This window comes from Fructilactobacillus cliffordii, assembly GCF_024029355.1.
GTDB lineage: Bacteria > Bacillota > Bacilli > Lactobacillales > Lactobacillaceae > Fructilactobacillus > Fructilactobacillus cliffordii.
Map to the genome: position 1 here is coordinate 547,524 of NZ_CP097117.1, position 25,740 is coordinate 573,263.

A 25,740-nucleotide genomic window follows, 5' to 3' on the forward strand; every position below is an offset into this window, starting at 1 on the left:
CCCAGCATTCCAGTTACAGAGGGTGGCGAGAGTTAAAGCCCTGATACATCAAAAGTCCCGCAGCCACTGCCGCGTTCAGGCTTTGAATGTCACCAATCATCGGGATGGTTAATAATTCATCCATCTTTTGTTTCACCAAGGGCGAAATTCCCTTGCCTTCGCTTCCAATTACGAGGGTCACAGCCCCCTGGGCATTCCAACGCCGGTAATCAGTTCCCTGCATATCAGTTCCAAAGATCCAAACGTCGCGTTCCTTCAGCTCCCGAATCGTATTAACCAAGTTGGTAACTCGTGCGACGGGTACCCGTTCCATGGCACCGGCCGCCGTTTTAGCCACCGTGGCGGTTAAGCCAACCGAGCGGTGTTTGGGGATAATCACCCCGTGCACTCCGGCAGCATCCGCCGTCCGCAGGATTGATCCCAGGTTATGCGGATCAGCAACGTTATCTAACATCACAAAGAACGGCGCCTCGCCTCGTTCCTGAGCGTGAGCAAACAAATCGTCAATGGTGGCGTATTTAAACGGAGCGACCGCTAAAATTACTCCCTGGTGATTCTGTCGGTCAGACATCAGGTCGAGCTTGGCCTTAGGGACATTGGCAATTACTAAGTGCCGACCCTTAGCTAACTGTAAAATGGCTTGAATCGTCCGATCCTCTTTACTAATTCCGGTTTGTAAAAATACTTTATTAATTTCCTGGTCGCGGTTGCGTAACGCCGCCACGACCGGATGCCGACCGATAATAAAATCGGTCTCTGTTTGTTTATTTGGCATACCGTACCCTTCCTGCTTCTACCTGTTCAATGCACCACTGGGATAACGTTTGGAGCCGTTCAGCTTGCCCACTCAAAGACAAGAAACCAAAGAGGGCTTCAAAACCGGTGGACACCCGGTACGTAATCACGCTGGTATTTTTGGCATGAGTGTAACTCTTCGCATTGCGACCCCGTTTGTAAAAATACCACTCTTCGTCCGTGAGCAGGTCGTCTTCTTCCATTAAAGCAATTAAACCGGCCTGCGCCTTAGCGGAAACATACCGGGTCGCTTTGTGTTGCAATTGGTTGGGGCGGGTTAAACCTTGGTCAATCAGGTGTCGTCTGATAAAAACTTCATACACGGCGTCGCCCAGGTATGCTAACGCAATCCCGTTTAACTGGCGGAAGGCTAAATTTTGTTCTGCATCATCCATTCTTATTGTTGTTCCCTTCTAAAGCGGGTTCCCTGCGGAGTGTCTTCCAACACAATCCCCTGTTCTTTGAGTTCGTCTCTGATTTCGTCACTGCGGACAAAGTCCTTGTCAGTCCGCGCTTGCTCACGTTCGGAAATCAGTTGTTCCACCTGCTCGTCATTAAGTTCTTCAGTAGCAAGCTCGATACCAAAGATGCCCGCGAGTTGTGCCAACCGACTGCTAATCGTCTGCAGTGTCTCCGCAAAGACCACCGGCCGTTCACTGTAAATGTTTCCCAACTTAGCCAGTTCGTAAACACTGGCAATTCCGTTTTGAACGTTAAAGTCGTCGTTCATGGCATCCTGAAAGTCAGCTTGGACCTGCCGCACTTCTTGTTCCAGCTTAAAGTCACTGCCTGGTTCAGCATCCTTTAACCGGTATTTAAGGTTTTGATAAGCCGTCTGCAATTTCTTCAGGTTAGCCTGCGCTTCGTCTAAGCCGGCTTGGCTAAAGCGAATCGGGCGTCGGTACTGGGTAGTGGCCATCAAAAGCCGGATTACTTGAGGATCAACCTGTTTGATCAGTTCGTGAACAGTCACAAAGTTCCCCTTGGACTTGCTCATCTTTTCGTTGTCATCCCCGACCGTCACAAAACCATTGTGGAGCCAGTACTTCACAAATAATTGATCAGTTTTGGCCTCACTCTGGGCTCGTTCGTTTTCGTGGTGCGGAAATTCAAGGTCAATCCCGCCCCCGTGAATGTCAATCGTGTCGCTCAGATACTTGGTGGCCATCACCGAGCATTCGATGTGCCAACCGGGACGACCCGCACCCCACGGTGAATCCCAGGAGATTTCGTCTGGTTTTGCCGCTTTCCAGAGCGCAAAGTCAATCGGGTCTTCTTTTTTGGCTAGCTCCGCTGCAGAAATGTGTTCGCTGGCTCCACTTTCCAAGGTGTCGATGTCTTCGTGCCCCAGTTCTCCATAGGTTGGGAACTTGCGGGCTCGGTAATACACGTCACCATCGACGGCATAAGCGTAGCCCTTATCAATCAGGTCCTGCACAAAGGCAATGATTTCCGGGATATTTTCCGTGGCTCGAGGATTAACGGTCGCCGGTTTAACGTTCAAGGCGTTTGTATCCTCGTAATAGGCTTGAATATACCGGTCAGCGAGTTCCGGAACCGTGGTTCCCTCTGCTTGAGCCGCCATGATTAGCTTATCATCGACATCCGTAAAGTTAGAAACGTAGGTCACATCGTAGCCCAGGTATTCCAAATAACGACGAATCGTGTCAAAAGCCACCACGCTGCGGGCGTTGCCGATGTGAATGTAGTTATAGACGGTCGGTCCACAGACGTACATCTTCACCTTACCAGGCTCTAACGGTGTAAAGGTTTCTAACTGGTTATCCAGTGAATTGTAAACTTGTAATTTCATCGTGGCAGACCCCTTTTTCAAATTATTTATGCCCTATCATACCATAATCAGTTGCTTAGCTGATAAAACAAAAGGCCTAGTATGCACTAGACCAATTGTCAGAAAAATATTTTAGTTTGCCTGGATTTGTTCCAGCGTTTGATGCACGTGTTGCAAGGCCGTTTCTCGTCCAATCAATTCGATTGATTCGGGCAATTCGGGACCTTCCATTTCGTGGGTTACGGCAATCCGGATGGGCATCCAGAGCTTGCGTCCCTTAATCCCTGTTTCCTTTTGAACTTCCTTAATGGTCCGTAAGATGGCCACCTTATCAAAAATTGGAAGTTCCTGGATCTTTTGTGCGAACGTTTGTAACACAACCGGAGCGGTGTCATTTTGCAGTTCGGCTAAGGCATCTCCCGCCACCTGTTCTGGTTCGGTAAAGAAGACCGCTGCCATTTCGTTGATTTGGGCCATGTAGCTCATTTGACGCCGGTAGACGTCAATTAACTTGCGGGCCCATTCAATCGTCTTGGCATCTGGATTTTCCGGTAAGTTACCGGCCTTAATCAGTTGTTGCAAGGCCAGGTCCACGATTACATCTTCGTCGCCATCCTTCACGTACCGGTTATTAATCCATTCCAACTTCTTGTTGTCGAAGGTCGCTGGTGACTTACTCAAGCGCTTTTCATCATACATTTTGATGAACTGCTTTTCGGAGTAAATTTCGTCTTCACCAACTGGTGACCAACCGAGCAGCACGATGAAGTTAAACATTGCGTCTGGAAGATAACCTAGGTTCCGGTACTGTTCAATAAATTGCAGCACGGTTTCATCCCGTTTACTCAATTTCTTGCCGGTATCGGCACTGATAATCAGGCTCATGTGACCGAACTTCGGTGGTTCCCAGCCAAAGGCTTCATAAATCATCAATTGCTTGGGCGTGTTGGCCACGTGGTCGTCACCCCGGAAGATGTGACTGATTTGCATGTTGTGGTCATCGGCTACCACCGCAAAGTTGTAGGTAGGCATGCCATCCCGTTTCACGATGACGAAGTCGCCCCCAATGGTATCGGAGTCAAAGGACACGTGACCCTTCACGATGTCGTCCCATTCGTAAGTCTTGTGCTTGGGTACCTTAAATCGAATCACCGGTTTTAAGCCTTTGGCTTCGGCAGCATCCATCGCTGCCTGCCGTTCTTCAACCGTCATGCCGGCGTATTCGTATTCGTAATGTGGCATCACCCCACGAGCTCGTTGTTCTTCCCGTTCTGCTTCGAGTTCTTCTTCGGTCTTGTAGGAATAGTAGGCCTTGCCTTCGTCGAGCAGTTGTTGAATCAACGGATCATAAGTGTCCTTGCGTTCTGATTGCCGGTACGGACCGTAGTCTCCACCGACGTCTGGACCTTCGTCCCAGTCCAAACCGAGCCACTTCAAGTTATTTAACTGGCTCACTTCTCCGTCCTGCACGTTCCGTTTCGTATCCGTATCTTCAATTCGGATGATGAACTTACCCTTGTAGTGCCGGGCAAATAAATAGTTAAAAATTGCCGTTCGTGCGTTTCCGATGTGCAGATGTCCCGTGGGACTAGGTGCATACCGAACGCGAATCTGATCGTTTGCCAATTACATTCTCTCTTTTCTATTTATGATATGGTTTAACCTTAGTTTACAATTTATACTCACAAAAATAAACCTGCACTGCTTACTTTACTTGGGAATGGCCAACTTTAGTGCTTCCTCAAGGGTCGTCACTCCGATTACTTCAATGCCATCAGGAACGTCAAGCCCTTCCAAGCTGTGTTGGGGAACCACGATGCGGTCAAAGCCCAACTTAGCGGCCTCCCGAATTCGTTGTTCCATGCGATCGACCCGCCGCACTTCTCCGGTCAGGCCGAGCTCTCCAACATAACACTCGCGTGGATTGGTACTAATGTTTTCGTAACTGGAGGCAATGCTGACCGCCATCGCCAGATCAATCGCGGGTTCGTTCAATTTCACGCCCCCAGCGGCCTTGACGTAGGCATCTTGATTTTGCAGCATCAAGCCGGCTCGCTTTTCTAGGACTGCCATGATCAACGAGATGCGGTTCCGATCCACTCCGGTCGCGGTTCGCTGTGCGTTCCCAAAGACCGAGGGCGTAATCAGGGCCTGGAGTTCCACCAAAATCGGCCGGGTTCCTTCCATCGCCACCACAATGGCTGATCCGGTCGCATTCTTCAGCCGTTCCTCTAGGAAAATCTCCGACGGATTTTGCACCTCTTGCAGGCCCCCGTCCGCCATCTCAAAGATGCCGAGTTCGTTGGTCGAGCCAAACCGATTTTTGACCGCCCGTAACAAACGGTACGAGTGGTGTTTGTCACCTTCAAAGTACAGCACCGTATCCACCATGTGTTCCAGGGTTTTCGGTCCGGCAATTGCACCGCCCTTGGTCACGTGGCCCACGATAAAGACCGTGATGTTGTTGGTCTTCGCAATGTTCATCAGGTCGGTCGTTACCCCCCGGACCTGCGAGACCGAGCCAATCGCGGAGTCCACGTCGCCCTCCTGCATCGTTTGAACGGAGTCAACAATCACGACGTCCGGTTTTAGGTTTGCAATCGCATCGCGCACCGCCGTCATATCAGTTTCTGGAAAGACGTAGAGACGGTCGTTTGCCGCAATTTGCAACCGATCCGCCCTCATCTTGACCTGATCCGCACTTTCTTCTCCGGTCACGTACAAGACCCGTTTTCCGAGTGTGGCTAATTGACCGGAAACTTGGAGCAGTAAGGTCGACTTCCCGATTCCGGGATCGCCCCCGATTAAAACCAGGGATCCGGGCACAATCCCGCCCCCGAGCACCCGATTTAACTCGGCTGATTGAATCTGGTAGCGTGGTGCGTCTTGAGCGTCAACCTCGTTAATCAGTTGCGGTTCTACGCGCCCCCCCGTCAAAGACACTCGAGTCGACTTGGCGTTTGTTCCACTATCCTTTGTGACCGTTTCTTCGGTAAACGTATTCCATTCCCCACAATTGGGGCACCGGCCCAGGTAGGTCGGTGAAATGTAACCACAGTTAGAACAGACAAACTGGGTTTTTGTTTTACTCATACACGTTCTTCCTCTCTAATCACCAGAAGAGCCAAAGCCACCGGTTCTCGTTGTGTGTGGCGTTTCATCCGCATCCGCTAGGAGATACGGCATGAAGATTCCCTGGGCAATCCGATCGCCCTTGTGAATTTTACGATCCCGAATCCCCCAGTTAACCAGCTGGACAAAGATCTCTCCCTCATTTTTTTCATTATTATAGTAATCGGCGTCAATTACGCCGATTCCATTTGGTAAAATTAGGCCCCGTTTCAGTGGATTACTGGACCGATTGGCCAAAATCAATACTTCATTGGGTTGCATGTAGGCCTTGATGCCGGTTGGAACTAAGTAAGGCTTCAAATCTTGACTGGCATCGTCGGCTTCCGTAGCGCTTAACTTCCGGCCTTTACGCAGAATCTTAAAGGCGCGTAAAAGCCCCTGCTTCCAGATCGATGGTAGCACCATCTCGGTTGAACTCGCCAGGTCATAACCGGCTGCTTGTTTCGTCGCGCGCTGGGGTAATTGAATCCCCAAATCAGCCGCTTGTGATGTAATTTCAAACCCTCGTTTCATTTGCAAAACTCCTCACCTTTAAATAATTGGATAGTACCATTCTAACAGGATTTAGAGCAATTCAACATTACTTGACAAATGCTAAAAAGCCATGGAAAATTAAATACTGAATTATAAATTATATGGTGGATGAAAGGGACAGTCAATGGATAGCGAAGCAATTAAACAACAAAAGGCGCAGGTGGGTCAAGAAGCCGTTCAATACATTGAAGATGGCATGGTTGTCGGCATTGGGAGTGGCTCCACGATGTGGTACATGGTCGAAGCCCTGGGGAAACGAGTCCAGGAAGGCCTCAACATCGTCGGGGTACCAACTTCCAAGGCCACCCGCAAGCATGCCAACGAACTAGGAATTCCGCTCAAAACCGTCGATGAAGTCGACCGCATTGACCTCACGATTGACGGTGCCGATCAGATTGACGAACACTACCAAGGTATCAAAGGTGGGGGGGCTTCCCATTTAATGGAAAAGATTGTGGCCACGAACTCCACAAAGAACATGTGGATTGTGGACGAAAGCAAGATGGTGACCGCTTTCAACTATCCAGTTCCGGTGGAAGTCATTCCCTACGGAAGTACGCAACTCGAACGCCGCTTAGACCGGTTAGACTTACAACCCAAGCTCCGCAAGAACGCAGCTGGCGAGTTCGTTACTACGGATTCTAACAACTACATCATTGATCTCTACCTCGATCCCTTAGATGATCCCAAAGAACTGGCTCACATCCTCGATCCCCTAGTTGGAGTAGTTGAACACGGTCTATTCTTAGACATGGTAAACACGATTATTGTGCAACACGCCACTGGTCCTGAGGTCATTAACGTGCGTTAAACACCTAAAATGCGGTATAATATTCGTAATTTATTGATGGAGGTCATTGCAATGCCAAAGGAAATTTCACCAGAAAACATTGAACGTTATCAAAATAACCTAAAGGAACAACCAGATGCTGACGTGATCCGCCGGGCCGTTACCCACAACGGGATTTTAGCTTCCGCCGCTGACTACGAAGCCAACAACCAGTTAGACCCCGTCTTTTCCGTGGACGTCTCGAGCCAACCGGTTTCTGACCAAAAAAGGAGCGGTCGCTGCTGGCTCTTTGCCGCCTTGAACACGATGCGGTCCAAGGTTGAAGGCAACTTTAACGTCCCGAAGGAATTCGAACTTTCTCAAGTTTACCTCTTCTTCTGGGATAAGTTTGAAAAGTCGAACTACTTCTTAACCAACGTCTTAAAGACGGCTGACCAACCATTGACTGATCGAAAGGTGAACTTCCTCTTACAAACGCCACAACAAGATGGTGGTCAATGGGACATGATTGCCGCTTTGATTGAAAAGTACGGCGTGGTACCGAAGTCTGCCATGGCTGAGACTGCCAGCAGCAATAACTCCAGTGAGTTAAACAGCGCCTTAAACACCCAGTTACGTCATGATGCAATTATCTTACGGAAACTGGTTAAAGACGGTCAAAGCGAAGAAATCATTAACGCCAAAAAAGACGACATGTTAAACGAAATCTACCGGATGTTAGTGTACGCCTTTGGCAAACCCACGACAAAGTTCACTTTCGAATACCGCGATAGTGACAACCAGTACCACGTTGATCAAAACATCACGCCTCGAGAGTTCTTTAAAAAATACGTAAACGTTAACTTAGCAGACTACGTATCCATCATTAACTCCCCGACGGACGACAAGCCGTTTAACCAAACTTACACGGTTGAAATGTTAGGAAATGTTGTAGGTGGACAACCAATCAAGCACTACAACTTACCAATCGAACGTCTGAAGGAATTAACCATCAAGCAACTCCAAGCCGGTGAAACGGTCTGGTTCGGTAGCGACGTGGGTCAAGACAGCGACCGGAAGAACGGTTTGATGGACACCAACCTCTACCACGTTGACCAACTGATGGACACCGACATGAGTATGAGCAAAGCTGAACGCCTTGACTACGGCGAAAGTGTCATGGACCACGCCATGGTGATTACCGGAGTTGACATCGTGGACGGCAAGCCAACCAAGTGGAAAGTCGAAAACAGCTGGGGTGACAAGGTCGGAACCAAGGGTTACTTCGTCATGAGTGACGCCTGGTTCAGCGAATTTGTTTACCAGGTTGTCATCAACAAGAAGTACCTGACTAACCAAGAACAAGAAGAACAAGCCCAGACACCAACGGTTCTTGCTCCATGGGATCCAATGGGCACGTTAGCTTAATTAACTAAATTAAAATGCGTAATCACGAAATGTGGTTACGCATTTTTTAGTTGATGAAAAGAAAATCACACTGGATCAACTAAAATTATTTTCCAACCCGCCTATCTAATTTAATTCTTATTGCTACTGCAAAATCTGCTTATCCGCAATTTGCAACTGGTCATCCAACGTATAGACAATTGGCTGGGCATTCGGAACCTCAACCCCGTCAATGGCTACATCTGAGAGGTGTTCGAGGTACTTAATCAGTGCCCGCAACGAGCTGCCGTGGGCCACGATTAACTGATTTTCATGTTGTAAGAGCCGCGGAGCTAGTTGATCCTGCCAGTATGGCAATAGGCGGTCGTAGGCCATCTTCAGGCTCTCTGCCCGTGGTTCCTGGATACCAATTCGCGCGTAGCGCCGTTTCGTGGCTACATCGTCTAGCAGCGGAGGAACCGCCGTAAAACTGCGGCGCCACTGCATGAATCGTACTTCACCAACTTCTTCCCGGACCACCGGTTTCTTGCGCCCCCTTAGTGCGCCGTAGTGCCGTTCGTTCAGCCGCCAGGTCTTATACTGTGAAATCCAAAGCTGGTTGATGCTGTCTAACACGATGTTTTCTGATTGAATCGCACGTTTCAAGTAGGAGGTGTGCGCCGCAGTAAAGGACAGATCTAGTCGCTGCAGACGTTTACCAGCTTCTCGAGCTTCCAGTTTCCCCTGCTCTGTCAGCGGAACGTCATTCCACCCCGTAAAAATATGCTGTTGGTTTGCGGTACTTTCTCCGTGCCGAATCAAAACTAATTTAGCCATCTAAACGCCCACCTCCTAGTAAATTCATTATCTGTTATTCTAACACACACCCCAAAACCACTACTGACGATTTAATTGTAAAAAATTCCTTAAAATCACCGTTTTAGCGTCGGCTTTTTTTCGGAATAGTTTATAATGAAAAATAGACTGATATAAAAACGAGGGTTATCATGACAGAGAAACGGAATAATCAGCCGGACAAACGTACCGGCCGCAACCATTTTATGAATGAATCACAATCGACACCTAAGCGTTCGACACCACCAAATCGACCGAATCCCGATGAGATTGAGTGGCATCCCAAGGCTTGGACCTGGATGGCCGGGTTACTAATCGTAGCTATCGCCATCCTTAGCTTCGCCTTCTTTCAGTATCAACGGGTGGCTTCCACGTTAAACTCGACCTACTCTGGAGCTAAGAATTCCCGGGATGTAGCCAAAGTAATTAAGCAACGCAAGCCATTTACCGTTCTATTGATGGGAACTGATACCGGAGAACTCGGGCGGACGGATAAGGGACGCACGGACTCCATGATTTTGGCAACCGTGAATCCGAACACCAAGAAAACCACTTTTACTAGTATTCCGCGGGATACCAAGGTCGTGGTTCCCGGCGATTCTCAACCATACGAAAAGATTAACGCGGCTTATACAATTGGCGGGGCTGATACGGCAACTGAGGTTGTCCACAAGCTCTTTAACGTTCCCGTCGACTTCTATGCCGTCGTTAACATGAAAGGGATTAAGCAGATGGTTAACGCCGTCGGGGGTGTGGACATTACGCCGAACCTAACTTTTGACTACGAAGGAATTAGCGTGAAAAAAGGGAAGACCGAGCACATGAACGGGCAAACTGCTCTACAATATTCCCGGATGCGCTACCAAGATCCGCTCGGTGATTACGGCCGGCAGATTCGGCAACGTCAAGTCCTCAACGCCATCCTCCAAAAAGGATTAACAATTGGAAATGTGGGTCGATACGGTGAAATTTTGAATAGTTTGAAAGGCAACCTGCAAACGGACCTTTCCTTTGACGACATGGTCACCATCGCTGGCAGTTACAAGGATGCTACCAAGAACTTACAACAAACCGCCTTGCAATGTGACAACGCTATGGTTGATGGTTTGAGTTATCAAGTTGCTTCCGATAAAGAACTGTTGAAGGTTTCCAATCAAATCAGACAGTCGCTTGATTTACCAACCGAAAGCCAGTTAACGCCAACCCAACGCAAGGTTAACTCCAATGAAGAAGATGGCGAAGACGGTTCCTTCTTCAACAGTGATGACTCCGTTAACAATAACAACGAATTACCGAAAAATTAATTAGAAACCGATTCCACCCATAGAGGTGGAAATCGGTTTTTTGTTTGTCACCGATTTCCTAATGAAAAAAGGATTGCTGAACTAATGTCAGCAATCCTTTTTAATAGTGCGGCCAAGAAGATTCGAACTTCCACCGGGAAAAATCCCGACAAGATCCTTAATCTTGCGCGTCTGCCAATTCCGCCATGGCCGCAAATTAACAATAGTTATCATAGCAAGAATTCGGCAGAGATGCAAGTCTTTTTACTTGGTGACTGGTGAATTAACTACTTTTAAGCGATGACGGCACTTACTGCAGACATAGCGCTGCACATTGAGACGGCGCTGGCGAGGGTATTGTTGTCCACAGTGCTCACACTGATAGAGATAGCGATCTTGCTGGTCCATCCGCGGGGCGTAGCGACTCCCGCCTACCGCTTTTAGTAACTGCTTAAAGGCCGACGTATTGTGTTTGCCCGATTGGCCCATCTGATGCAGGTGGTAGTGGACCAACTCGTGCTTAATCACCCCGGCTAACACAGACTGATCCTGCGCCATCTTGGTATTAATGTCGATGTTATGCGACTTTAAGTGATAGCGTCCTCCGGTGGTCTGTAGCCGCCGATTAAAATAGGCCCGGTGACAAAACGGACGCTGAAAAGATTCTGCCGAAATCGTTTCCACTAACTGCTGTAACTGTTGGTCGGTCATGATCATTTCTCCTTGTGTGGATCAATCATCGATAACTGAATTCGCTGGCGTTGTTCATCGACCCCAATCACCCAGACGGTGACCACATCGCCGATTGCGACAACCGTAGCTGGATCCTTGACAAAGGCTTTTTTCATCCGGGAAATGTGGACCAATCCGTCCTGTTTAACCCCGATATCCACAAAGGCTCCAAAGTCGGTCACGTTGCGCACCGTTCCCTGCAGCTGCATCCCCTCGCGGAGATCCGACATGGTTAACACGTCATCTTTTAACAAGGGCGCCGGCATCTGGTCCCGAAGGTCACGGCCGGGATGAGTTAGTCCCTGTAAGAGATCTGTGACTAACAAGCTGGGTAAATTGAGCTGTGCGACTAACTGTGCGACATTAGCGTGCTGCAGCTTCGTTTGACTATCCTTATCAGTCAAATACTCCCGGTTAATTTGCAGTTCGTCCAGGATCTGCTGGGCCGCCGAATAACTTTCCGGGTGAATGTCAGTATTATCGAATGGGTTGCTTCCCCCTATAATACGTAAAAACCCAACGGATTGTTCAAAGGCTTTCGGTCCAAGGCGTCGAACCTGCTTGAGCTGATTCCGATTGGTAAAACCGCCGTTGGCTTCCCGGTAATCCACCACGTTGCCAGCAACAACGGGCGTCAGTCCTGAAATATGGGCCAGTAGTTGCGGACTGGCGGTGTTCAGATTAACTCCAACCTGATTCACTGCCGTTTCCACTACTCGATCCAGTTGCAAATCGAGTTCCTTTTCGGATACATCGTGCTGGTATTGCCCGACTCCAACTGCCTTCGGGTCAATCTTGATTAGTTCCGCCAGAGGATCCTGGAGCCGGCGGGCAATGCTAATGGCGGACCGTTCCTCGACCTGGAGTTGCGGAAATTCTGCCCGGGCTAACGAACTGGCCGAGTACACGGACGCTCCTGATTCGTTCACAATCACGTAATGAACGGGCCGATTTAAGGACTGCAACGCCTGCGCCACAAACCGTTCCGATTCTCGCGAAGCCGTTCCATTCCCAATTGCCACCACGTCCACGTGATACTGCGTAATTAACTGTTGCAACTCTTTCATGGCCTGCTTGATCTGCTTTTCGCTAGCCGGCGGGGTCGCATGAATGATTTTTTTCGCGAGAAACTTCCCCCGTTCGTCGACTACTGCCAACTTACAACCGGTGAGGTAGGCTGGATCAAAACCCAGCACCACTTTCCCTTTCAACGGCGGTTGCATCAATAGATGATAAAGGTTGGTCCCAAAGACGCTAATTGCATGGGTGGCCGCGGCCTCCGTGAGCTGATTGCGGAGTTCCCGATCAATCGCGGGGCGAAGGAACCGTCGAAAGGCTTCCATCAGAGCTTGCTGCACCACCGTGACGCTCGGACCAGTGTGCTTACCAATCACGTGAAACTGCAGATAGTTAAGGATCACATCCTCATCCACGTCGATTTTAACCTGCAGGACCTGTTCCTGTTCACCACGGTTAATTGCGAGCACCCGGTAGGCCGGAATCTGAGTCAAGCGCTCCGTAAAATCGTAGTAGTTCGCGTAGACCTGGCGTTCGTCCTGTTCTTTTCCATGCGACTTCACTGCCGTAACTAACTGTCCGTGTTCCCAGGTATAATTCCGAATCCAATCCCGGAACCGAGCCGTTTCGGCGACAGCTTGGCTGATAATTTCCTGCGCCCCACTGATAGCTGACGCCCCGTCCGGAAGCTCCTGATCAGGATTAACAAACGGTTGCGCGAGTTGTTCCACCGGTTGGGCTGAAAACTGCAGTAATTGATTAGCCAGCGGCTGCAAGCCCCGTTGCTTGGCTAGTTCGGCTTTGGTCTGCCGTTTCGTTTTATACGGCAGGTAAAGGTCCTCCACCTGCTGCATGGTAGTTGCTGCCGTTAACTGCCGTTCTAACTGCGGCGTTAGATGCCGTTGCTCGGTCAGTTGCTTGGTAACTTCTGCCTTGCGGTTAGCTAACTTTTCCGCCCGCTGGTAGCGATCTGCCAATCCACGAATTTGCACTTCATCCAGATCACCAGTTTGTTCCTTCCGGTACCGCGCGATGAATGGCACCGTATTGCCATCCTCTAATAATTGTAACGTCCGTTGCGCCTGCCCGACTTTGATTTGATCAAGTTCAGCAACAACTTGTTTGACTAACTTTTGTTCCATTTAAATCTTCACCTTTTCGCTGCAAACGAAAAACTCCGTTATCGCTAACGAAGTCTTTTAGTTTAGTCGCTAATTAATTTTTCCAGAAATCGTCGTAGACCGTGATCGGCGTGTGGCGTTTGTGTTCCGTTTTGCGGTACCAGTCCTCAATGGTGGCTGCCGCTTGCTCACTGACGTCCTGACCTTCCAGAAAGGCATCAATCTCAGAATAACTAACTCCCAGCGCCACCTCATCTGGTAAGGCCGGTCGGTCATCTTCCAAATCAGCCGTCGGCGTCTTGGCAATCAAGGCTGCAGGAGCCTCGAGATACTCCAATAATTCCCGTCCCTGTCGTTTATCAAGGCGCCAGAGGGGGGTAATATCCGCTGCTCCGTCACCAAACTTAGTGTAGAAACCGGTCACAGCTTCCGCCGCGTGGTCTGTTCCCACCACAACTCCGTGATGCGCACCGGCAATCGCAAACTGCGCAATCATCCGTTCCCGGGCTTTCAGGTTCCCCTTGTTAAAGTCGGATAACGTTTCATCGTTAGCATCGACGGCGACAACCATGGCATCCGTTGCCGCCTTGATATTAACCCGTTCGGTCTGATCGGGTTGGATAAAGTCAATCGCTGCCATCGCATCCGCTTCGTCAGCTTGTTCTCCATACGGTAACCGCACGGCGATGAACTGATAGTCAGCATCGCCCGTTTCCTGGCGTAATTCGGTCACGGCTTGTTGACTTAATTTTCCGGCTAACGTCGAATCCTGTCCACCAGAAATCCCGAGTACAAGGGTCTTCAGACCCGGATTTTGGCGCAAGTAATCCTTCATAAAATCAACGCTGCGACGTACTTCCATTGCCGGATCAATCTCTGGTTGAACCCGTAACGCTTGGATAATTTGTTGTTGGATGGCGCGTTGTTCCGCATTCATCGCTTGTTCCTCCGTTTATTGTAAATGATTTTCGTGCCCATGTTGAATTTGTTTGATCAAGTTCATCTTGTTGTCCCAGGCAGCCTGTGACAAGTCCACTGGGTATTCTTGTGGGTTCAGCATCCGCTTGTACTCTGGCCACAGCATGTCCTTCACCTGGTTAGCGTGTTGCTTAATCTCTGCCAGACTCGGTTGTTCGTAGACTAACTGGCCGTCTTTAAAGATGTCCTTTAAAAGTGGTTCGGCCTTGAAGTCCGTAATCGTCTTGTTGATGTAGGTGTATTGCGGGTGGAACATGTACAGTTCCGCTTCGTCACGGGGATCCTCAGCAGCTAACGCCACGTAGTCCCCTTCGGACTTACCATCTTTCTGTTCCGTAATCCGCCAAACCTGCTTTTTACCGGGCGTGGAGACCTTTTCGGCGTTGTTAGAAATCTTAATGGTATCAATCATTTGGCCTTGGTCGTTTTCGACCGAAACCAGTTTGTAAACTGCTCCTAAAGCTGGTTGGTCAAATGCCGTGATGACTTTGGTACCGACGCCCCATACATCAATTTTAGCGTGTTGCATCTTTAAACTGCTAATCGTATTTTCATCGAGGTCATTGGAAGCATAAATCTTAGCATCCGGGAAACCACCTTGATCCAACAGGTCCCGCACCTTCTTAGAAAGATAGGCCATGTCTCCAGAATCAATCCGCACTCCCTGGAAGTTAATCCGATCGCCCATCTCGCGAGCCACCTTCAAAGCCGCTGGCACCCCACTTTTCAGCGTGTCAAATGTATCAACCAAGAAGACACAGTCGCGATGCGTTTCGGCGTAGGCCTTAAAGGCGTCGTAGTCGTTTCCAAATGATTCTACCAACGAATGAGCGTGGGTTCCGGAAATCGGTAGCCCAAATTGTTGACCAGCCAGTACGTTTGACGTGGCATCAAAGCCGCCGATGTAAGCGGCCCGGGTTCCCCATAAAGCAGCGGAAACTTCCTGGGCCCGCCGACTCCCAAATTCTAGCAGCGGATCGTCACCAGCCACGCTCCGAATCCGAGCGGCCTTAGTGGCAATCAAAGTTTGGTAATTCACGATGTTTAAAAGCGCCGTTTCAATCAGCTGACACTCTGGTAATGTCCCTTCGACTTGGACAATTGGTTCGTTGTTAAAGACCAAATCCCCTTCTTGGGCCGAGCGAATCGTTCCGTGGAATTGAAAATGCTTCAGGTAGTCCAAAAAGGCTTCCGAATAGTCACTCTGAGCCCGCAGGTAATCAATGTCGGCATCCGTGAACCGCAAATTATTTAAGTAATCAATTAAGTGGTCTAAGCCGGCAAACACGGCGTACCCGTTGCCAAACGGCATTTTGCGAAAGTAAACTTCAAACACGGCGTGGCGGTCTGCCATTCCCTTTTCAAAGTAAGTCGCCATCATGTTAATTTCATAATCATCGGTATGAAGCGTTAAGTTGTCAGCAGCATCAGCCAGTGCCATTATTATCCTCCCAAAATCATTTCCTCATAAATAGTTACCGCTATTTTACCATTCTTTAGCAACTAAAGAAAAACCAACCCCTTCGTGGAGTTGGTTTCACTACTGTTTCAGATAAAATTCAAAACGTTCTGCCGCATACTGGGTTTCAACGAACTCAAACGGCTGTTGGTCGGAGAAATATGAAATCTGTTTCAACTTGAGAATTGGAGCGCCCGGTTTAATCTGGAGTTGCTCGGCCACTTCCGGACTGGCTAAAATTGCCGAAATGTACTGTTGGGCGCTAGCTGGACTCTGCCCCCACCGTTCTTCCAAAGAACGATACAACGATTTTGTGACCTCGGCTTGGCTCATGTCGCTGACTAAGCGGGCCGTGACCACCGTGGTTTCTAAGCAAATCGGTTCGTCATCACCATAGCGAAGTCGTTCCATCCGTAAGACCCGTTCTCCCGGATCTAGCTGCAAATGTTCAGCTTCGCGAAAGGTCGGCTCGACAATCCGATAGGATAAGGTCTTACTGGAGGGTTGCTTGCCCAATGACAACATGGTTTCCGTAAAACTGGAAATCCCTGACATGTGTTCTTGCACCTTCTGGTTGGTGACAAAGGTGCCGGAGCCGGCCTTCCGTTTCAACAAACCCTCATCAATCAACGTCCCAATTGCCTGGCGCAGTGTCATCCGACTCACCCGGTACTGTAGTGCTAATTTACGTTCCGCTGGCAGTCGCGTTCCGACCGGCCAATCACCACGCTCAATTTTAGCCTTCAGGTCGTCATGAATTTGGATGTAAACTGGAAGTGCCATGAGATCCTCCTCATTGTAAAAAAATACGACTGACACAAGTCAGTCGTATTAGTTAGTTGGGCTAGCTGGGTTCGAACCAGCGCATGCCAGGATCAAAACCTGGTGCCTTACCACTTGGCTATAGCCCAATAATAAAATGGAGGGGAGTGGATTCGAACCACCGAACCCGAAGGAGCGGATTTACAGTCCGCCGCGTTTAGCCAGACTTCGCTACCCCTCCGACATTCTTAGGTGACTCACATCACCCAATCAACATATATTATATTACCCAAAATCCCGGAAAGCGTCAAGGAAAAAATAAAAAAAAGTCCTAAAACTTTTAGGACTTTTTCTAATGAATTAACGAACCCCGTCCATCAGCTTTTCCACTGGTTTAACAAGGAACAATAAAATAATACTAATCAAGATGGCAACTAATCCGATGACAGCAAAGTACCCAACCTCATTGCCCGGCGTATAGAAACGAGCAATTTGGGAGTTAATGGCTTGCCCAGCAGCATCACCTAAGAACCACATACTCATCATTTGCGCTCCAAAAGCTTTCGGGGCTAACTTCGTCGTAACTGACAAACCAATTGGCGAAATCAGCATTTCTGCAATTTCAATGATGGCCCAACTTCCCACTAACCACAGCGGACTTACCATCGCATGCGTTCCAAACAGCACAAGTGGAATGACCATAAAAAGGAACGATAATCCAGCAAAGAAGAGGCCGTACGCAAACTTTTTCGGTGTGCTAGGTTGATTCTTTCCCAGTTTTGTCCACAACCACACAAAAAGTGGCGTGTACAGCATGATGAAAAGTGGGTTTAACGACTGGTACCAACTGGGGTTAATCGTCAGCCAACCAAGATGATTGTTAGTCTGTTTTAAGGCAAACGTTGCCAAAATACTAGATCCAGATTCTTCAATGGCCCAGAAGATGGCTGCTCCGATGAACAGTGGGATGTAAGCCCACACCCGGGAGCGTTCTACCTTACTAACTTTTTTACTCCGTAACATGATAACGAAGTAAATCACTGGCGTTACTAGGGCAATCACACTCAATACACTAACAAAACTATCTAGCGTCAGAATATCCATGAAGTGCATTACCACCAGCACTGCTGCAAAAGTAATCAATCCAATGATAATCCAAAGTGAAATTTTGGCTAATTCATCCCGTTGGATGGGATCAGTTGGATTAATGCCATCGTCACCTAGGTACTTTTTCCCACCGTAGTAGTAGAAAATTAATCCAATCAACATTCCCACAGCGGCAAAAGAGAAACCAAAGTGGTAGCTAACTGAACTAGCACCCCAACCACAGACAAACGGAGCAATAAAGGCCCCTAAGTTAATGGCAAAGGTAAAAATCGTAAAGGCACTATCCCGACGCGCATCCGACTTGGAATAGAGATTGCCCACCATGTCAGAAATATTCGGTTTCAAGCATCCCGTTCCCAGGGTAATTAGGCCAATCGAAGTAAACAATCCAACTAAACCCATTGGCAATGCTAAGGCGATGTGCCCCAACATAATCAAAATTCCACCCGTAAAAACGGTGCGACGACTTCCTAAAATCCGGTCACTAACGTAACCACCAAAGACAGAGGCGAGGTACACTAACGCTCCGTAAATCGACATAATCGACAAACCGGTCGTTTGTGAGAGCCCCAGTCCCCCTTGCGTTGCCGCAGCCACCATGTAGTACAGCAAGATGGCTCGCATTCCGTAGTAACTAAACCGTTCCCAGAATTCGGTTCCGGCTAGATACTGTAAACCTTTTGGTTGACCAAAGAAGGCATGGTCAACGTCGTGTTTCTTTTCCAAAAAAATAACCTCCCTTAACTAGTGAAGAAAACAATAAATCTCCTCTTAACTTAATGAATTATTAAACATTAGTTAAGAGGAGATTATACAGGAACTATTTTTAGTTTACAACGTGCATTTTAGAGCATGTCAAGGTAACGGTTTCTTTCCCATTGTGAAACGTTCTGACTGTAAGCCGTCCATTCCATATTCTTCGCATCTAAGAAGTTTTGGTAAATATGGGGACCCATAGCGTCTTTCATCATGTCGTCAGTAGCATAGTTTTGTAAAGCATCATGCAACGTGGATGGCAGTTTTTGAATATGGTCTAACTTCAATTCTTCGCCGTCCATGCTGTAAATGTTCCGGTCAATTGGATCATCCGGCGTAATCTGGTTCTTAATTCCGTCTAACCCAGCCTTTAAAATAGCAGCAACGGCTAAGTATGGGTTAGCAGATGGATCCACACTCCGTAATTCGAGTCGAGTTCCTTTCCCCCGAGCAATCGGAACCCGTACCATTGGCGACCGGTTAGCACCAGACCAAGCAATGTATACGGGAGCTTCAAAGCCCGGTACCAGTCGTTTGTATGAGTTAACCGTTGGGTTGCAGACCGCCGTCAATGCCTTGGCGTGCTTCAATAAACCACCTAAGAAGTAATAAGCAGTTTGGGAAAGTTGGTCATCCCCATTTTCGTCGAAGAAGGCGTTCTTCCCGTCTTTGTCAAAGAGAGACATGTTCATGTGCATTCCTGATCCATTGACCCCGTTCAATGGTTTGGGCATAAACGTTGCGTACAATCCGTAACGACGAGCAACCGTCTTAACCACCATCTTGAAAGTTTGAATGTGGTCAGCCGCCCGAATGGCATCGTCATATTCAAAGTCAATTTCGTGTTGGCCAGGAGCAACTTCGTGGTGAGAAGCTTCCACGTTGAAGCCCATCTTTTCTAATTCTAGCACCATGTCCCGCCGTACGTTGGCAGCTAAGTCCATCGGAGCTAAGTCAAAGTAGCTACCTTGATCATTTAATTTCTTCGTGGGACGACCATTTTCATCCATTTCAAAGAGGAAGAATTCTGGTTCTGGTCCAATGTTAAAGTCACTGAAGCCCATTTCGCGCATTTCTTCTAAGACACGCATCAGGTTGTTACGAGAATCACCAGCGAATTGTTCACCATCAGCAGTGTGAACACTACAAGTTAAACGAGCAACTTTACCGTGTTCATCACCCCAAGGAAAGACCATCCAAGTTGATAAATCTGGCTGAAGGTACATGTCACTTTCTTCAATCCGGACAAACCCATCAATTGAAGAACCGTCAAACATAAGCTTGCCGGAAAGGAGTTGTTCCAATTGGCTAATCGGAACCTCCACGTTTTTTACCGTCCCTAACAAGTCAGTAAACATTAACCGTAAAAAGCGCACATCCTCATCTTTTACCATTTTTCGAATGTCATCTGGGGTGTACTCAGTTGTTTTGTCCATATTCCTACTCCTTCTTCAGCATGTCTTAGATTAAAATTGTGAGTCATCGTTTTGATATAAGCCGCTGGCCTTTAAGATATCTTTACGCAAGTACTGACGCACTTTCTGGTCGCTAACGCTTTGCTGCTTGGCCGCCTGTTTCTTTGATTGGCGTAAGCGTTGTTTCTCGTAGACTCGCTTAATTTGCTCGATATTCATGCCCTCATCAAGATAATCTTTGATTTCTAAAATCCGGTCAATATCATTCAACGAGTACAAACGGCGGTTACTTTCCGTCCGTTCCGAGTTTACTAACCCACTGTCATCGTAATATCTAATCTGGCGAGCCGTGAGTGACGTTAACTTCATCACCGTTCCCATGGGCAAGACCGCTAAAGATCGTCTTAATTCCTTTTCACTCATATCCACAACTCCTCATTGTCTGCAATCTTAAACTTAAAGTGTCAACTGGTCAACGATTGATGTTACGTTTAGTGACATAAACTAAAAAAGCAGCTTGACATTGAACGTCAAACTGCTTTTCACATTAAAATAAGTGCCGACTAGAGGATTCGAACCTCCGACCTCCGGTTTACGATGCCGATGCTCTACCAACTGAGCTAAGTCGGCGAAACTAAATTTAATTCCGCGAGTTATCTCGCGAAGATAACTCTAAACTCCGACAGGCGGGCTCGAACCGTCGACAACCTGATTAACAGTCAGGTGCTCTACCAACTGAGCTATGTCGGAATAATCGCGTGGCAACGTCCTATCCTCGCAGGGGGCGATCCCCCAACTACTTTTGGCGTGCTAAAGCTTAACTGCTGTGTTCGGCATGGGAACAGGTGTATCCTTTAGGCTATCGCCACCACACTCTGAGTGAACTTCGTTCCCTCAAAACTAGCTAATATTATTTCCTTCCGATTCTACCATTGTACTTTCCTTGGTTAAGTCCTCGACTGATTAGTATTAGTCCGCTGCACGTATCGCTACGCTTCCACTTCTAACCTATCGACCTGATCATCTTTCAGGAGTCTTACTTCCATATAGGAATGGGAAATCTCATCTTGAGGCGAGTTTCACACTTAGATGCTTTCAGCGTTTATCTCATCCATACATAGCTACTCAGCGGTGCGCCTGGCGGCGCAACTGATACACCAGCGGTATGTCCATCCCGGTCCTCTCGTACTAGGGACAGCTCCTCTCAAATTTCCTGCGCCCGCGACGGATAGGGACCGAACTGTCTCACGACGTTCTGAACCCAGCTCGCGTACCGCTTTAATGGGCGAACAGCCCAACCCTTGGGACCAACTACAGCCCCAGGATGCGATGAGCCGACATCGAGGTGCCAAACCTCCCCGTCGATGTGAACTCTTGGGGGAGATAAGCCTGTTATCCCCAGGGTAGCTTTTATCCGTTGAGCGATGGCCCTTCCATACGGTACCACCGGATCACTAAGTCCGACTTTCGTCCCTGCTCGACTCGTCTGTCTCGCAGTCAAGCTTGCTTCTGCCTTTACACTTACAGAATGATTTCCAACCATTCTAAGCAAACCTTTGAGCGCCTCCGTTACTATTTAGGAGGCGACCGCCCCAGTCAAACTGCCAACCAGACACTGTCTCCGAGCACGATTAGTGCTCAGGGTTAGAGTGTTCACATAGCAAGGGTAGTATCCCACGGGTGCCTCCACCGAGACTAGCGTCCCGGTTTCAATGGCTCCTACCTATCCTGTACAAGCTATGTAAACACCCAATATCAAGCTACAGTAAAGCTCCATGGGGTCTTTCCGTCCTGTCGCGGGTAACCTGCTTCTTCACAGGTATCTTAATTTCACCGAGTCTCTCGTTGAGACAGTACTCAAATCGTTACGCCTTTCGTGCGGGTCGGAACTTACCCGACAAGGAATTTCGCTACCTTAGGACCGTTATAGTTACGGCCGCCGTTTACTGGGGCTTCATTTCGAGGCGTCGCCGAAGCTAACCTTTCCACTTAACCTTCCAGCACCGGGCAGGCGTCAGCCCATATACTTCATCTTACGATTTTGCATAAACCTGTGTTTTTGATAAACAGTCGTTTGAGTCTTTTCACTGCGGCTGACCTGACGGTCAGCACCCCTTCTTCCGAAGTTACGGGGTCATTTTGCCGAGTTCCTTAACGAGAGTTCTCTCGCTCACCTGAGGATTCTCTCCTCGACTACCTGTGTCGGTTTGCGGTACGGGTAGTTAATTACTCACTAGAAGCTTTTCTCGGCAGCGTGACATCGGTTGCTTCTCTACTTTAATTTCGATCCTCATCAACGCTTGTCAACCCGGTCAGAAGCATTTCACTCCTCACCTGACTTACGTTTTAAACATCCTTTTCCAGCCGGATGCTCAACCTAGCCTTCTGCGTCCCTCCATCGTTCCAACATAATTAACTAGTACAGGAATCTCAACCTGTTATCCATCGCCTACGCTTCTCAGCCTCGGCTTAGGTCCCGACTAACCCTGGGTGGACGAGCCTTCCCCAGGAAACCTTAGTCATTCGGTGGACCAGATTCTCACTGGTCTTTCGCTACTCATACCGGCATTCTCACTTCTAAGCGCTCCAACAGTCCTTCCGGTCTGCCTTCATTGCCCTTAGAACGCTCTCCTATCACGCAACGTAGTTGCGTCCGCAGTCTCGGTAATATGCTTAGCCCCGGTAAATTTTCGGCGCAGAATCACTCGACTAGTGAGCTATTACGCACTCTTTAAATGGTGGCTGCTTCTGAGCCAACATCCTAGTTGTCTAAGCAACTCCACTTCCTTTTCCACTTAGCATATATTTAGGGACCTTAACTGGCGGTCTGGGCTGTTCCCCTTTCGACGATGGATCTTATCACTCATCGTCTGACTCCCGGACATAAATCAATGGTATTCGGAGTTTATCTGAACTCAGTAATCCAAGACGGACCCCTCGCTCAAACAGTGGCTCTACCTCCATGATTCTAATTCCGAGGCTAGCCCTAAAGCTATTTCGGAGAGAACCAGCTATCTCCAAGTTCGTTTGGAATTTCACCGCTATCCACACCTCATCCCAGCACTTTTCAACGTACACGGGTTCGGACCTCCGGTGCGTATTACCGCACTTTCATCCTGGACATGGATAGATCACCTGGTTTCGGGTCTACGGCAACATACTAATTCGCCCTCTTAAGACTCGCTTTCGCTCCGGCTCCGCTTCTTCGGCTTAACCTTGCATGCAACTGTAACTCGCCGGTTCATTCTACAAGAGGCACGCCATCACCCCTTAACGGGCTCTGACTGCTTGTAGGCACATGGTTGCAGGAACTATTTCACTCCCCTTCCGGGGTGCTTTTCACCTTTCCCTCACGGTACTGGTTCACTATCGGTCACTAGGGAGTATTTAGCCTTGGGAGATGGTCCTCCCAGATTCCGACGCCGTTTCACGTGTGGCGCCGTACTCAGGATCCTGAACTGAGGGAATTCAATTTCGCTTACGAGACTATCACTCTCTTTGGTGCAGCTTCCCAACTGCTTCAGCTATCAAATTCTTTTGTAACTCAAATGTTCAGTCCTACAACCCCGAACCACGAAGGTTCGGTTTGGGCTATTCCCAGTTCGCTCGCCGCTACTTTGGGAATCGAAATTTCTTTATCTTCCTGTGGGTACTTAGATGTTTCAGTTCCCCACGTCTGCCTCTGCGTAGCTATGAATTCACTACGTAGTGATTAGTCATTACCCTAATCGAGTTTCCTCATTCGGAAATCTCCGGATCACAGCTTACTTACAGCTCCCCGAAGCATATCGGTGTTAGTTCCGTCCTTCATCGGCTCCTAGTACCAAGGCATTCACCATGCGCCCTTTCTAACTTAACCTATAATCCGACGGATTATAAATTATTGAGTTTAGCGATTAAACACATTAAAAAACTCAAATTACACAATGGTTTTCTCGGTTAAAATTATATCAATCAATATAATTCTTACAGAAAATAATATTATCTAGTTTTCAAAGAACTAAGTTTGAGAGTAATCCTCTCAAAACTAAACAAGACTTTGATCGGTGTAAGGTTCCGTATTTTTCCTTAGAAAGGAGGTGATCCAGCCGCAGGTTCTCCTACGGCTACCTTGTTACGACTTCACCCTAATCATCTGTCCCACCTTAGGCGGCGGACTCCTAACGGTTATCCAACCGACTTTGGGTGTTACAAACTCTCATGGTGTGACGGGCGGTGTGTACAAGACCCGGGAACGTATTCACCGTGGCATGCTGATCCACGATTACTAGCGATTCCAACTTCATGCAGGCGAGTTGCAGCCTGCAATCCGAACTGAGAACGGCTTTAAGAGATTAGCTTGACCTCGCGGTTTCGCAACTCGTTGTACCGTCCATTGTAGCACGTGTGTAGCCCAGGTCATAAGGGGCATGATGATTTGACGTCATCCCCACCTTCCTCCGGTTTATCACCGGCAGTCTCTCTAGAGTGCCCAACTCAATGCTGGCAACTAAAGACAAGGGTTGCGCTCGTTGCGGGACTTAACCCAACATCTCACGACACGAGCTGACGACAACCATGCACCACCTGTCATTCTGCCCCCGAAGGGGACACCTAATCTCTTAGGCTAACAGAAGATGTCAAGACCTGGTAAGGTTCTTCGCGTAGCATCGAATTAAACCACATGCTCCACCGCTTGTGCGGGTCCCCGTCAATTCCTTTGAGTTTCAACCTTGCGGTCGTACTCCCCAGGCGGAATGCTTAATGCGTTAGCTTCGGCACTGAGAGGCGGAAACCTCCCAACACCTAGCATTCATCGTTTACGGCATGGACTACCAGGGTATCTAATCCTGTTTGCTACCCATGCTTTCGAGCCTCAGCGTCAGATGCAGACTAGACAGCCGCCTTCGCCACTGGTGTTCCTTCATATATCTACGCATTTCACCGCTACACATGAAGTTCCACTGTCCTCTTCTGCACTCAAGTTTCCCAGTTTCCGATGCACTTCTTCGGTTAAGCCGAAGGCTTTCACATCAGACTTAAAAAACCGCCTGCGCTCGCTTTACGCCCAATAAATCCGGACAACGTTTGCCACCTACGTATTACCGCGGCTGCTGGCACGTAGTTAGCCGTGACTTTCTGGTTAGATACCGTCACGCCGTGAGCAGTTACTCTCACAGTCGTTCTTCTCTAACAACAGAGTTTTACGAGCCGAAACCCTTCTTCACTCACGCGGCGTTGCTCCATCAGACTTTCGTCCATTGTGGAAGATTCCCTACTGCTGCCTCCCGTAGGAGTATGGGCCGTGTCTCAGTCCCATTGTGGCAGATTACCCTCTCAGGTCTGCTACGTATCATCGCCTTGGTGAGCCATTATCTCACCAACTAGCTAATACGCCGCGGGTCCATCCAAAAGCACTAGCATAAAAGCCAGCTTTCAAACTAAAACCATGTGGTTTTAGTTGTTATCCGGTATTAGCATCTGTTTCCAGGTGTTATCCCCGACTTCTGGGCAGGTTACCCACGTGTTACTCACCAGTTCGCCACTCGGTCCAATCTAAAGTCAAATCCGTGCAAGCACTTCATTTCATTTAGGAGACCGCGTTCGACTTGCATGTATTAGGCACGCCGCCAACGTTCGTCCTGAGCCAGGATCAAACTCTCATTTTAAATGAGAACTTTACTAGCTCTACTTCATTATTTGTTTCTTAAGCGAATTGACTTCGCAAATGTTTAATTTTTAAACGCTAGTTTAAAAATTCCTTACACTTTTTGTAATCAAAATCTTGTTCAGTTTTCAAAGAACTACTCAGCACTGCTCTTCAGTGCATTTATAATAATACGACCTCCACCAATAAAAGTCAACAAT

The 25,740-nt window shown here is 48.4% G+C and carries 18 protein-coding genes, 5 tRNA genes and 3 rRNA genes; 3 read left to right on the forward strand and 23 right to left on the reverse strand.

What is annotated here, in order from left to right; genetic code table 11:
* Positions 1-13: 13 nt before the first annotated feature.
* From rlmB to M3M38_RS02825, 6 genes are all read right to left on the reverse strand, one after another.
* Positions 14-775, reverse strand: coding sequence for a 23S rRNA (guanosine(2251)-2'-O)-methyltransferase RlmB (gene rlmB / locus M3M38_RS02800; RefSeq protein WP_252814706.1), 762 nt, complete (start codon positions 773-775; stop codon positions 14-16).
* Positions 765-1,190 (reverse strand): Mini-ribonuclease 3, encoded by a 426-nt coding sequence (locus tag M3M38_RS02805; protein ID WP_252814707.1) that lies wholly within the window; start codon positions 1,188-1,190, stop codon positions 765-767. The genes rlmB and M3M38_RS02805 overlap by 11 nt, the downstream gene beginning before the upstream one ends.
* Positions 1,191-1,192: 2 nt before the next feature.
* Positions 1,193-2,608 carry a cysteine--tRNA ligase gene (cysS, locus tag M3M38_RS02810; RefSeq protein WP_252814708.1) on the reverse strand — a complete coding sequence of 472 codons (1,416 nt, stop codon included), beginning with the start codon at positions 2,606-2,608 and terminating at the stop codon, positions 1,193-1,195.
* Between the two features lie 111 nt (positions 2,609-2,719).
* Positions 2,720-4,213: a glutamate--tRNA ligase gene (gene gltX, locus M3M38_RS02815; protein ID WP_252814709.1), complete on the reverse strand. Its 1,494-nt coding sequence runs from the start codon at positions 4,211-4,213 to the stop codon at positions 2,720-2,722.
* A gap of 84 nt (positions 4,214-4,297) precedes the next feature.
* Complete coding sequence (radA, locus tag M3M38_RS02820) at positions 4,298-5,680, reverse strand: DNA repair protein RadA (RefSeq protein ID WP_252814710.1); 1,383 nt, start codon at positions 5,678-5,680, stop codon at positions 4,298-4,300.
* A 15-nt stretch (positions 5,681-5,695) separates the two neighbouring features.
* A complete protein-coding gene (locus M3M38_RS02825) occupies positions 5,696-6,232 on the reverse strand; it encodes a dCTP deaminase/dUTPase family protein (RefSeq protein WP_252814711.1) in 537 nt (178 codons plus the stop codon).
* Positions 6,233-6,377: 145 nt separating this feature from the next.
* Here M3M38_RS02825 and rpiA point away from each other — a divergent pair, with 145 nt between their 5' ends.
* Together rpiA and M3M38_RS02835 are read left to right on the forward strand one after the other, a co-directional pair.
* Positions 6,378-7,064 carry a ribose-5-phosphate isomerase RpiA gene (rpiA, locus tag M3M38_RS02830; RefSeq protein ID WP_252814712.1) on the forward strand — a complete coding sequence of 229 codons (687 nt, stop codon included), beginning with the start codon at positions 6,378-6,380 and terminating at the stop codon, positions 7,062-7,064.
* A gap of 51 nt (positions 7,065-7,115) precedes the next feature.
* Positions 7,116-8,450, forward strand: coding sequence for a C1 family peptidase (locus tag M3M38_RS02835; RefSeq protein WP_252814713.1), 1,335 nt, complete (start codon positions 7,116-7,118; stop codon positions 8,448-8,450).
* Positions 8,451-8,573: 123 nt separating this feature from the next.
* On the opposite strand, the gene M3M38_RS02840 is transcribed toward M3M38_RS02835, so the two are convergent.
* The gene (locus M3M38_RS02840; RefSeq protein WP_252814714.1) at positions 8,574-9,245 is read right to left on the reverse strand and encodes a 2,3-bisphosphoglycerate-dependent phosphoglycerate mutase; all 672 of its coding nucleotides are present in this window, start codon (positions 9,243-9,245) and stop codon (positions 8,574-8,576) included.
* Positions 9,246-9,415: 170 nt separating this feature from the next.
* Between M3M38_RS02840 and M3M38_RS02845 the strand changes: the two genes are divergently transcribed.
* A complete protein-coding gene (locus M3M38_RS02845) occupies positions 9,416-10,567 on the forward strand; it encodes an LCP family glycopolymer transferase (protein WP_252814715.1) in 1,152 nt (383 codons plus the stop codon).
* Positions 10,568-10,674: 107 nt separating this feature from the next.
* On the opposite strand, the gene M3M38_RS02850 is transcribed toward M3M38_RS02845, so the two are convergent.
* From M3M38_RS02850 to M3M38_RS02925, 16 genes are all read right to left on the reverse strand, one after another.
* Positions 10,675-10,760: transfer RNA gene (locus M3M38_RS02850), tRNA-Leu, on the reverse strand.
* A gap of 50 nt (positions 10,761-10,810) precedes the next feature.
* Positions 10,811-11,257, reverse strand: coding sequence for a SprT family protein (locus M3M38_RS02855; protein ID WP_252814716.1), 447 nt, complete (start codon positions 11,255-11,257; stop codon positions 10,811-10,813).
* A gap of 2 nt (positions 11,258-11,259) precedes the next feature.
* Entirely contained in the window at positions 11,260-13,437 is a 2,178-nt protein-coding gene (locus M3M38_RS02860; RefSeq protein ID WP_252814717.1) for a Tex family protein, read from the reverse strand.
* A 73-nt stretch (positions 13,438-13,510) separates the two neighbouring features.
* A complete protein-coding gene (nadE, locus tag M3M38_RS02865) occupies positions 13,511-14,353 on the reverse strand; it encodes an ammonia-dependent NAD(+) synthetase (RefSeq protein WP_252766263.1) in 843 nt (280 codons plus the stop codon).
* A gap of 15 nt (positions 14,354-14,368) precedes the next feature.
* Entirely contained in the window at positions 14,369-15,835 is a 1,467-nt protein-coding gene (locus tag M3M38_RS02870) for a nicotinate phosphoribosyltransferase (protein ID WP_252814718.1), read from the reverse strand.
* Positions 15,836-15,934: 99 nt separating this feature from the next.
* Positions 15,935-16,636, reverse strand: a complete 702-nt coding sequence (locus M3M38_RS02875) for a GntR family transcriptional regulator (RefSeq protein ID WP_252814719.1) — start codon at positions 16,634-16,636, stop codon at positions 15,935-15,937.
* 56 nt (positions 16,637-16,692) lie between these two features.
* Positions 16,693-16,764: transfer RNA gene (locus tag M3M38_RS02880), tRNA-Gln, on the reverse strand.
* Between the two features lie 9 nt (positions 16,765-16,773).
* Positions 16,774-16,856, reverse strand: a tRNA-Tyr gene (locus tag M3M38_RS02885).
* A gap of 119 nt (positions 16,857-16,975) precedes the next feature.
* Positions 16,976-18,448 carry a peptide MFS transporter gene (locus tag M3M38_RS02890; RefSeq protein WP_420842662.1) on the reverse strand — a complete coding sequence of 491 codons (1,473 nt, stop codon included), beginning with the start codon at positions 18,446-18,448 and terminating at the stop codon, positions 16,976-16,978.
* 119 nt (positions 18,449-18,567) lie between these two features.
* Positions 18,568-19,914 (reverse strand): type I glutamate--ammonia ligase, encoded by a 1,347-nt coding sequence (gene glnA, locus M3M38_RS02895; RefSeq protein ID WP_252814720.1) that lies wholly within the window; start codon positions 19,912-19,914, stop codon positions 18,568-18,570.
* A gap of 30 nt (positions 19,915-19,944) precedes the next feature.
* A complete protein-coding gene (locus M3M38_RS02900; RefSeq protein WP_252814721.1) occupies positions 19,945-20,316 on the reverse strand; it encodes a MerR family transcriptional regulator in 372 nt (123 codons plus the stop codon).
* A gap of 134 nt (positions 20,317-20,450) precedes the next feature.
* Positions 20,451-20,523, reverse strand: a tRNA-Thr gene (locus tag M3M38_RS02905).
* A 47-nt stretch (positions 20,524-20,570) separates the two neighbouring features.
* Positions 20,571-20,643: transfer RNA gene (locus tag M3M38_RS02910), tRNA-Asn, on the reverse strand.
* A 6-nt stretch (positions 20,644-20,649) separates the two neighbouring features.
* Positions 20,650-20,766, reverse strand: a 5S ribosomal RNA gene (gene rrf, locus M3M38_RS02915).
* A 70-nt stretch (positions 20,767-20,836) separates the two neighbouring features.
* Positions 20,837-23,752 (reverse strand): 23S ribosomal RNA (locus tag M3M38_RS02920).
* A gap of 213 nt (positions 23,753-23,965) precedes the next feature.
* Positions 23,966-25,541, reverse strand: a 16S ribosomal RNA gene (locus M3M38_RS02925).
* Together the 16S, 23S and 5S rRNA genes with 2 tRNA genes alongside form the textbook arrangement of a ribosomal RNA operon.
* Positions 25,542-25,740: the final 199 nt, after the last annotated feature.

Coding starts and splice junctions, on each gene's coding strand:
- rlmB (WP_252814706.1), bottom strand. CDS start 775: ATGCCAAATAAACAAACAGAGACCGATTTTATTATCGGTCGGCATCCG.
- M3M38_RS02805 (WP_252814707.1), bottom strand. CDS start 1,190: ATGGATGATGCAGAACAAAATTTAGCCTTCCGCCAGTTAAACGGGATT.
- cysS (WP_252814708.1), bottom strand. CDS start 2,608: ATGAAATTACAAGTTTACAATTCACTGGATAACCAGTTAGAAACCTTT.
- radA (WP_252814710.1), bottom strand. CDS start 5,680: ATGAGTAAAACAAAAACCCAGTTTGTCTGTTCTAACTGTGGTTACATT.
- M3M38_RS02825 (WP_252814711.1), bottom strand. CDS start 6,232: ATGAAACGAGGGTTTGAAATTACATCACAAGCGGCTGATTTGGGGATT.
- rpiA (WP_252814712.1), top strand. CDS start 6,378: ATGGATAGCGAAGCAATTAAACAACAAAAGGCGCAGGTGGGTCAAGAA.
- M3M38_RS02835 (WP_252814713.1), top strand. CDS start 7,116: ATGCCAAAGGAAATTTCACCAGAAAACATTGAACGTTATCAAAATAAC.
- M3M38_RS02840 (WP_252814714.1), bottom strand. CDS start 9,245: ATGGCTAAATTAGTTTTGATTCGGCACGGAGAAAGTACCGCAAACCAA.
- M3M38_RS02845 (WP_252814715.1), top strand. CDS start 9,416: ATGACAGAGAAACGGAATAATCAGCCGGACAAACGTACCGGCCGCAAC.
- M3M38_RS02855 (WP_252814716.1), bottom strand. CDS start 11,257: ATGACCGACCAACAGTTACAGCAGTTAGTGGAAACGATTTCGGCAGAA.
- M3M38_RS02860 (WP_252814717.1), bottom strand. CDS start 13,437: ATGGAACAAAAGTTAGTCAAACAAGTTGTTGCTGAACTTGATCAAATC.
- nadE (WP_252766263.1), bottom strand. CDS start 14,353: ATGAATGCGGAACAACGCGCCATCCAACAACAAATTATCCAAGCGTTA.
- M3M38_RS02870 (WP_252814718.1), bottom strand. CDS start 15,835: ATGGCACTGGCTGATGCTGCTGACAACTTAACGCTTCATACCGATGAT.
- M3M38_RS02875 (WP_252814719.1), bottom strand. CDS start 16,636: ATGGCACTTCCAGTTTACATCCAAATTCATGACGACCTGAAGGCTAAA.
- glnA (WP_252814720.1), bottom strand. CDS start 19,914: ATGGACAAAACAACTGAGTACACCCCAGATGACATTCGAAAAATGGTA.
- M3M38_RS02900 (WP_252814721.1), bottom strand. CDS start 20,316: ATGAGTGAAAAGGAATTAAGACGATCTTTAGCGGTCTTGCCCATGGGA.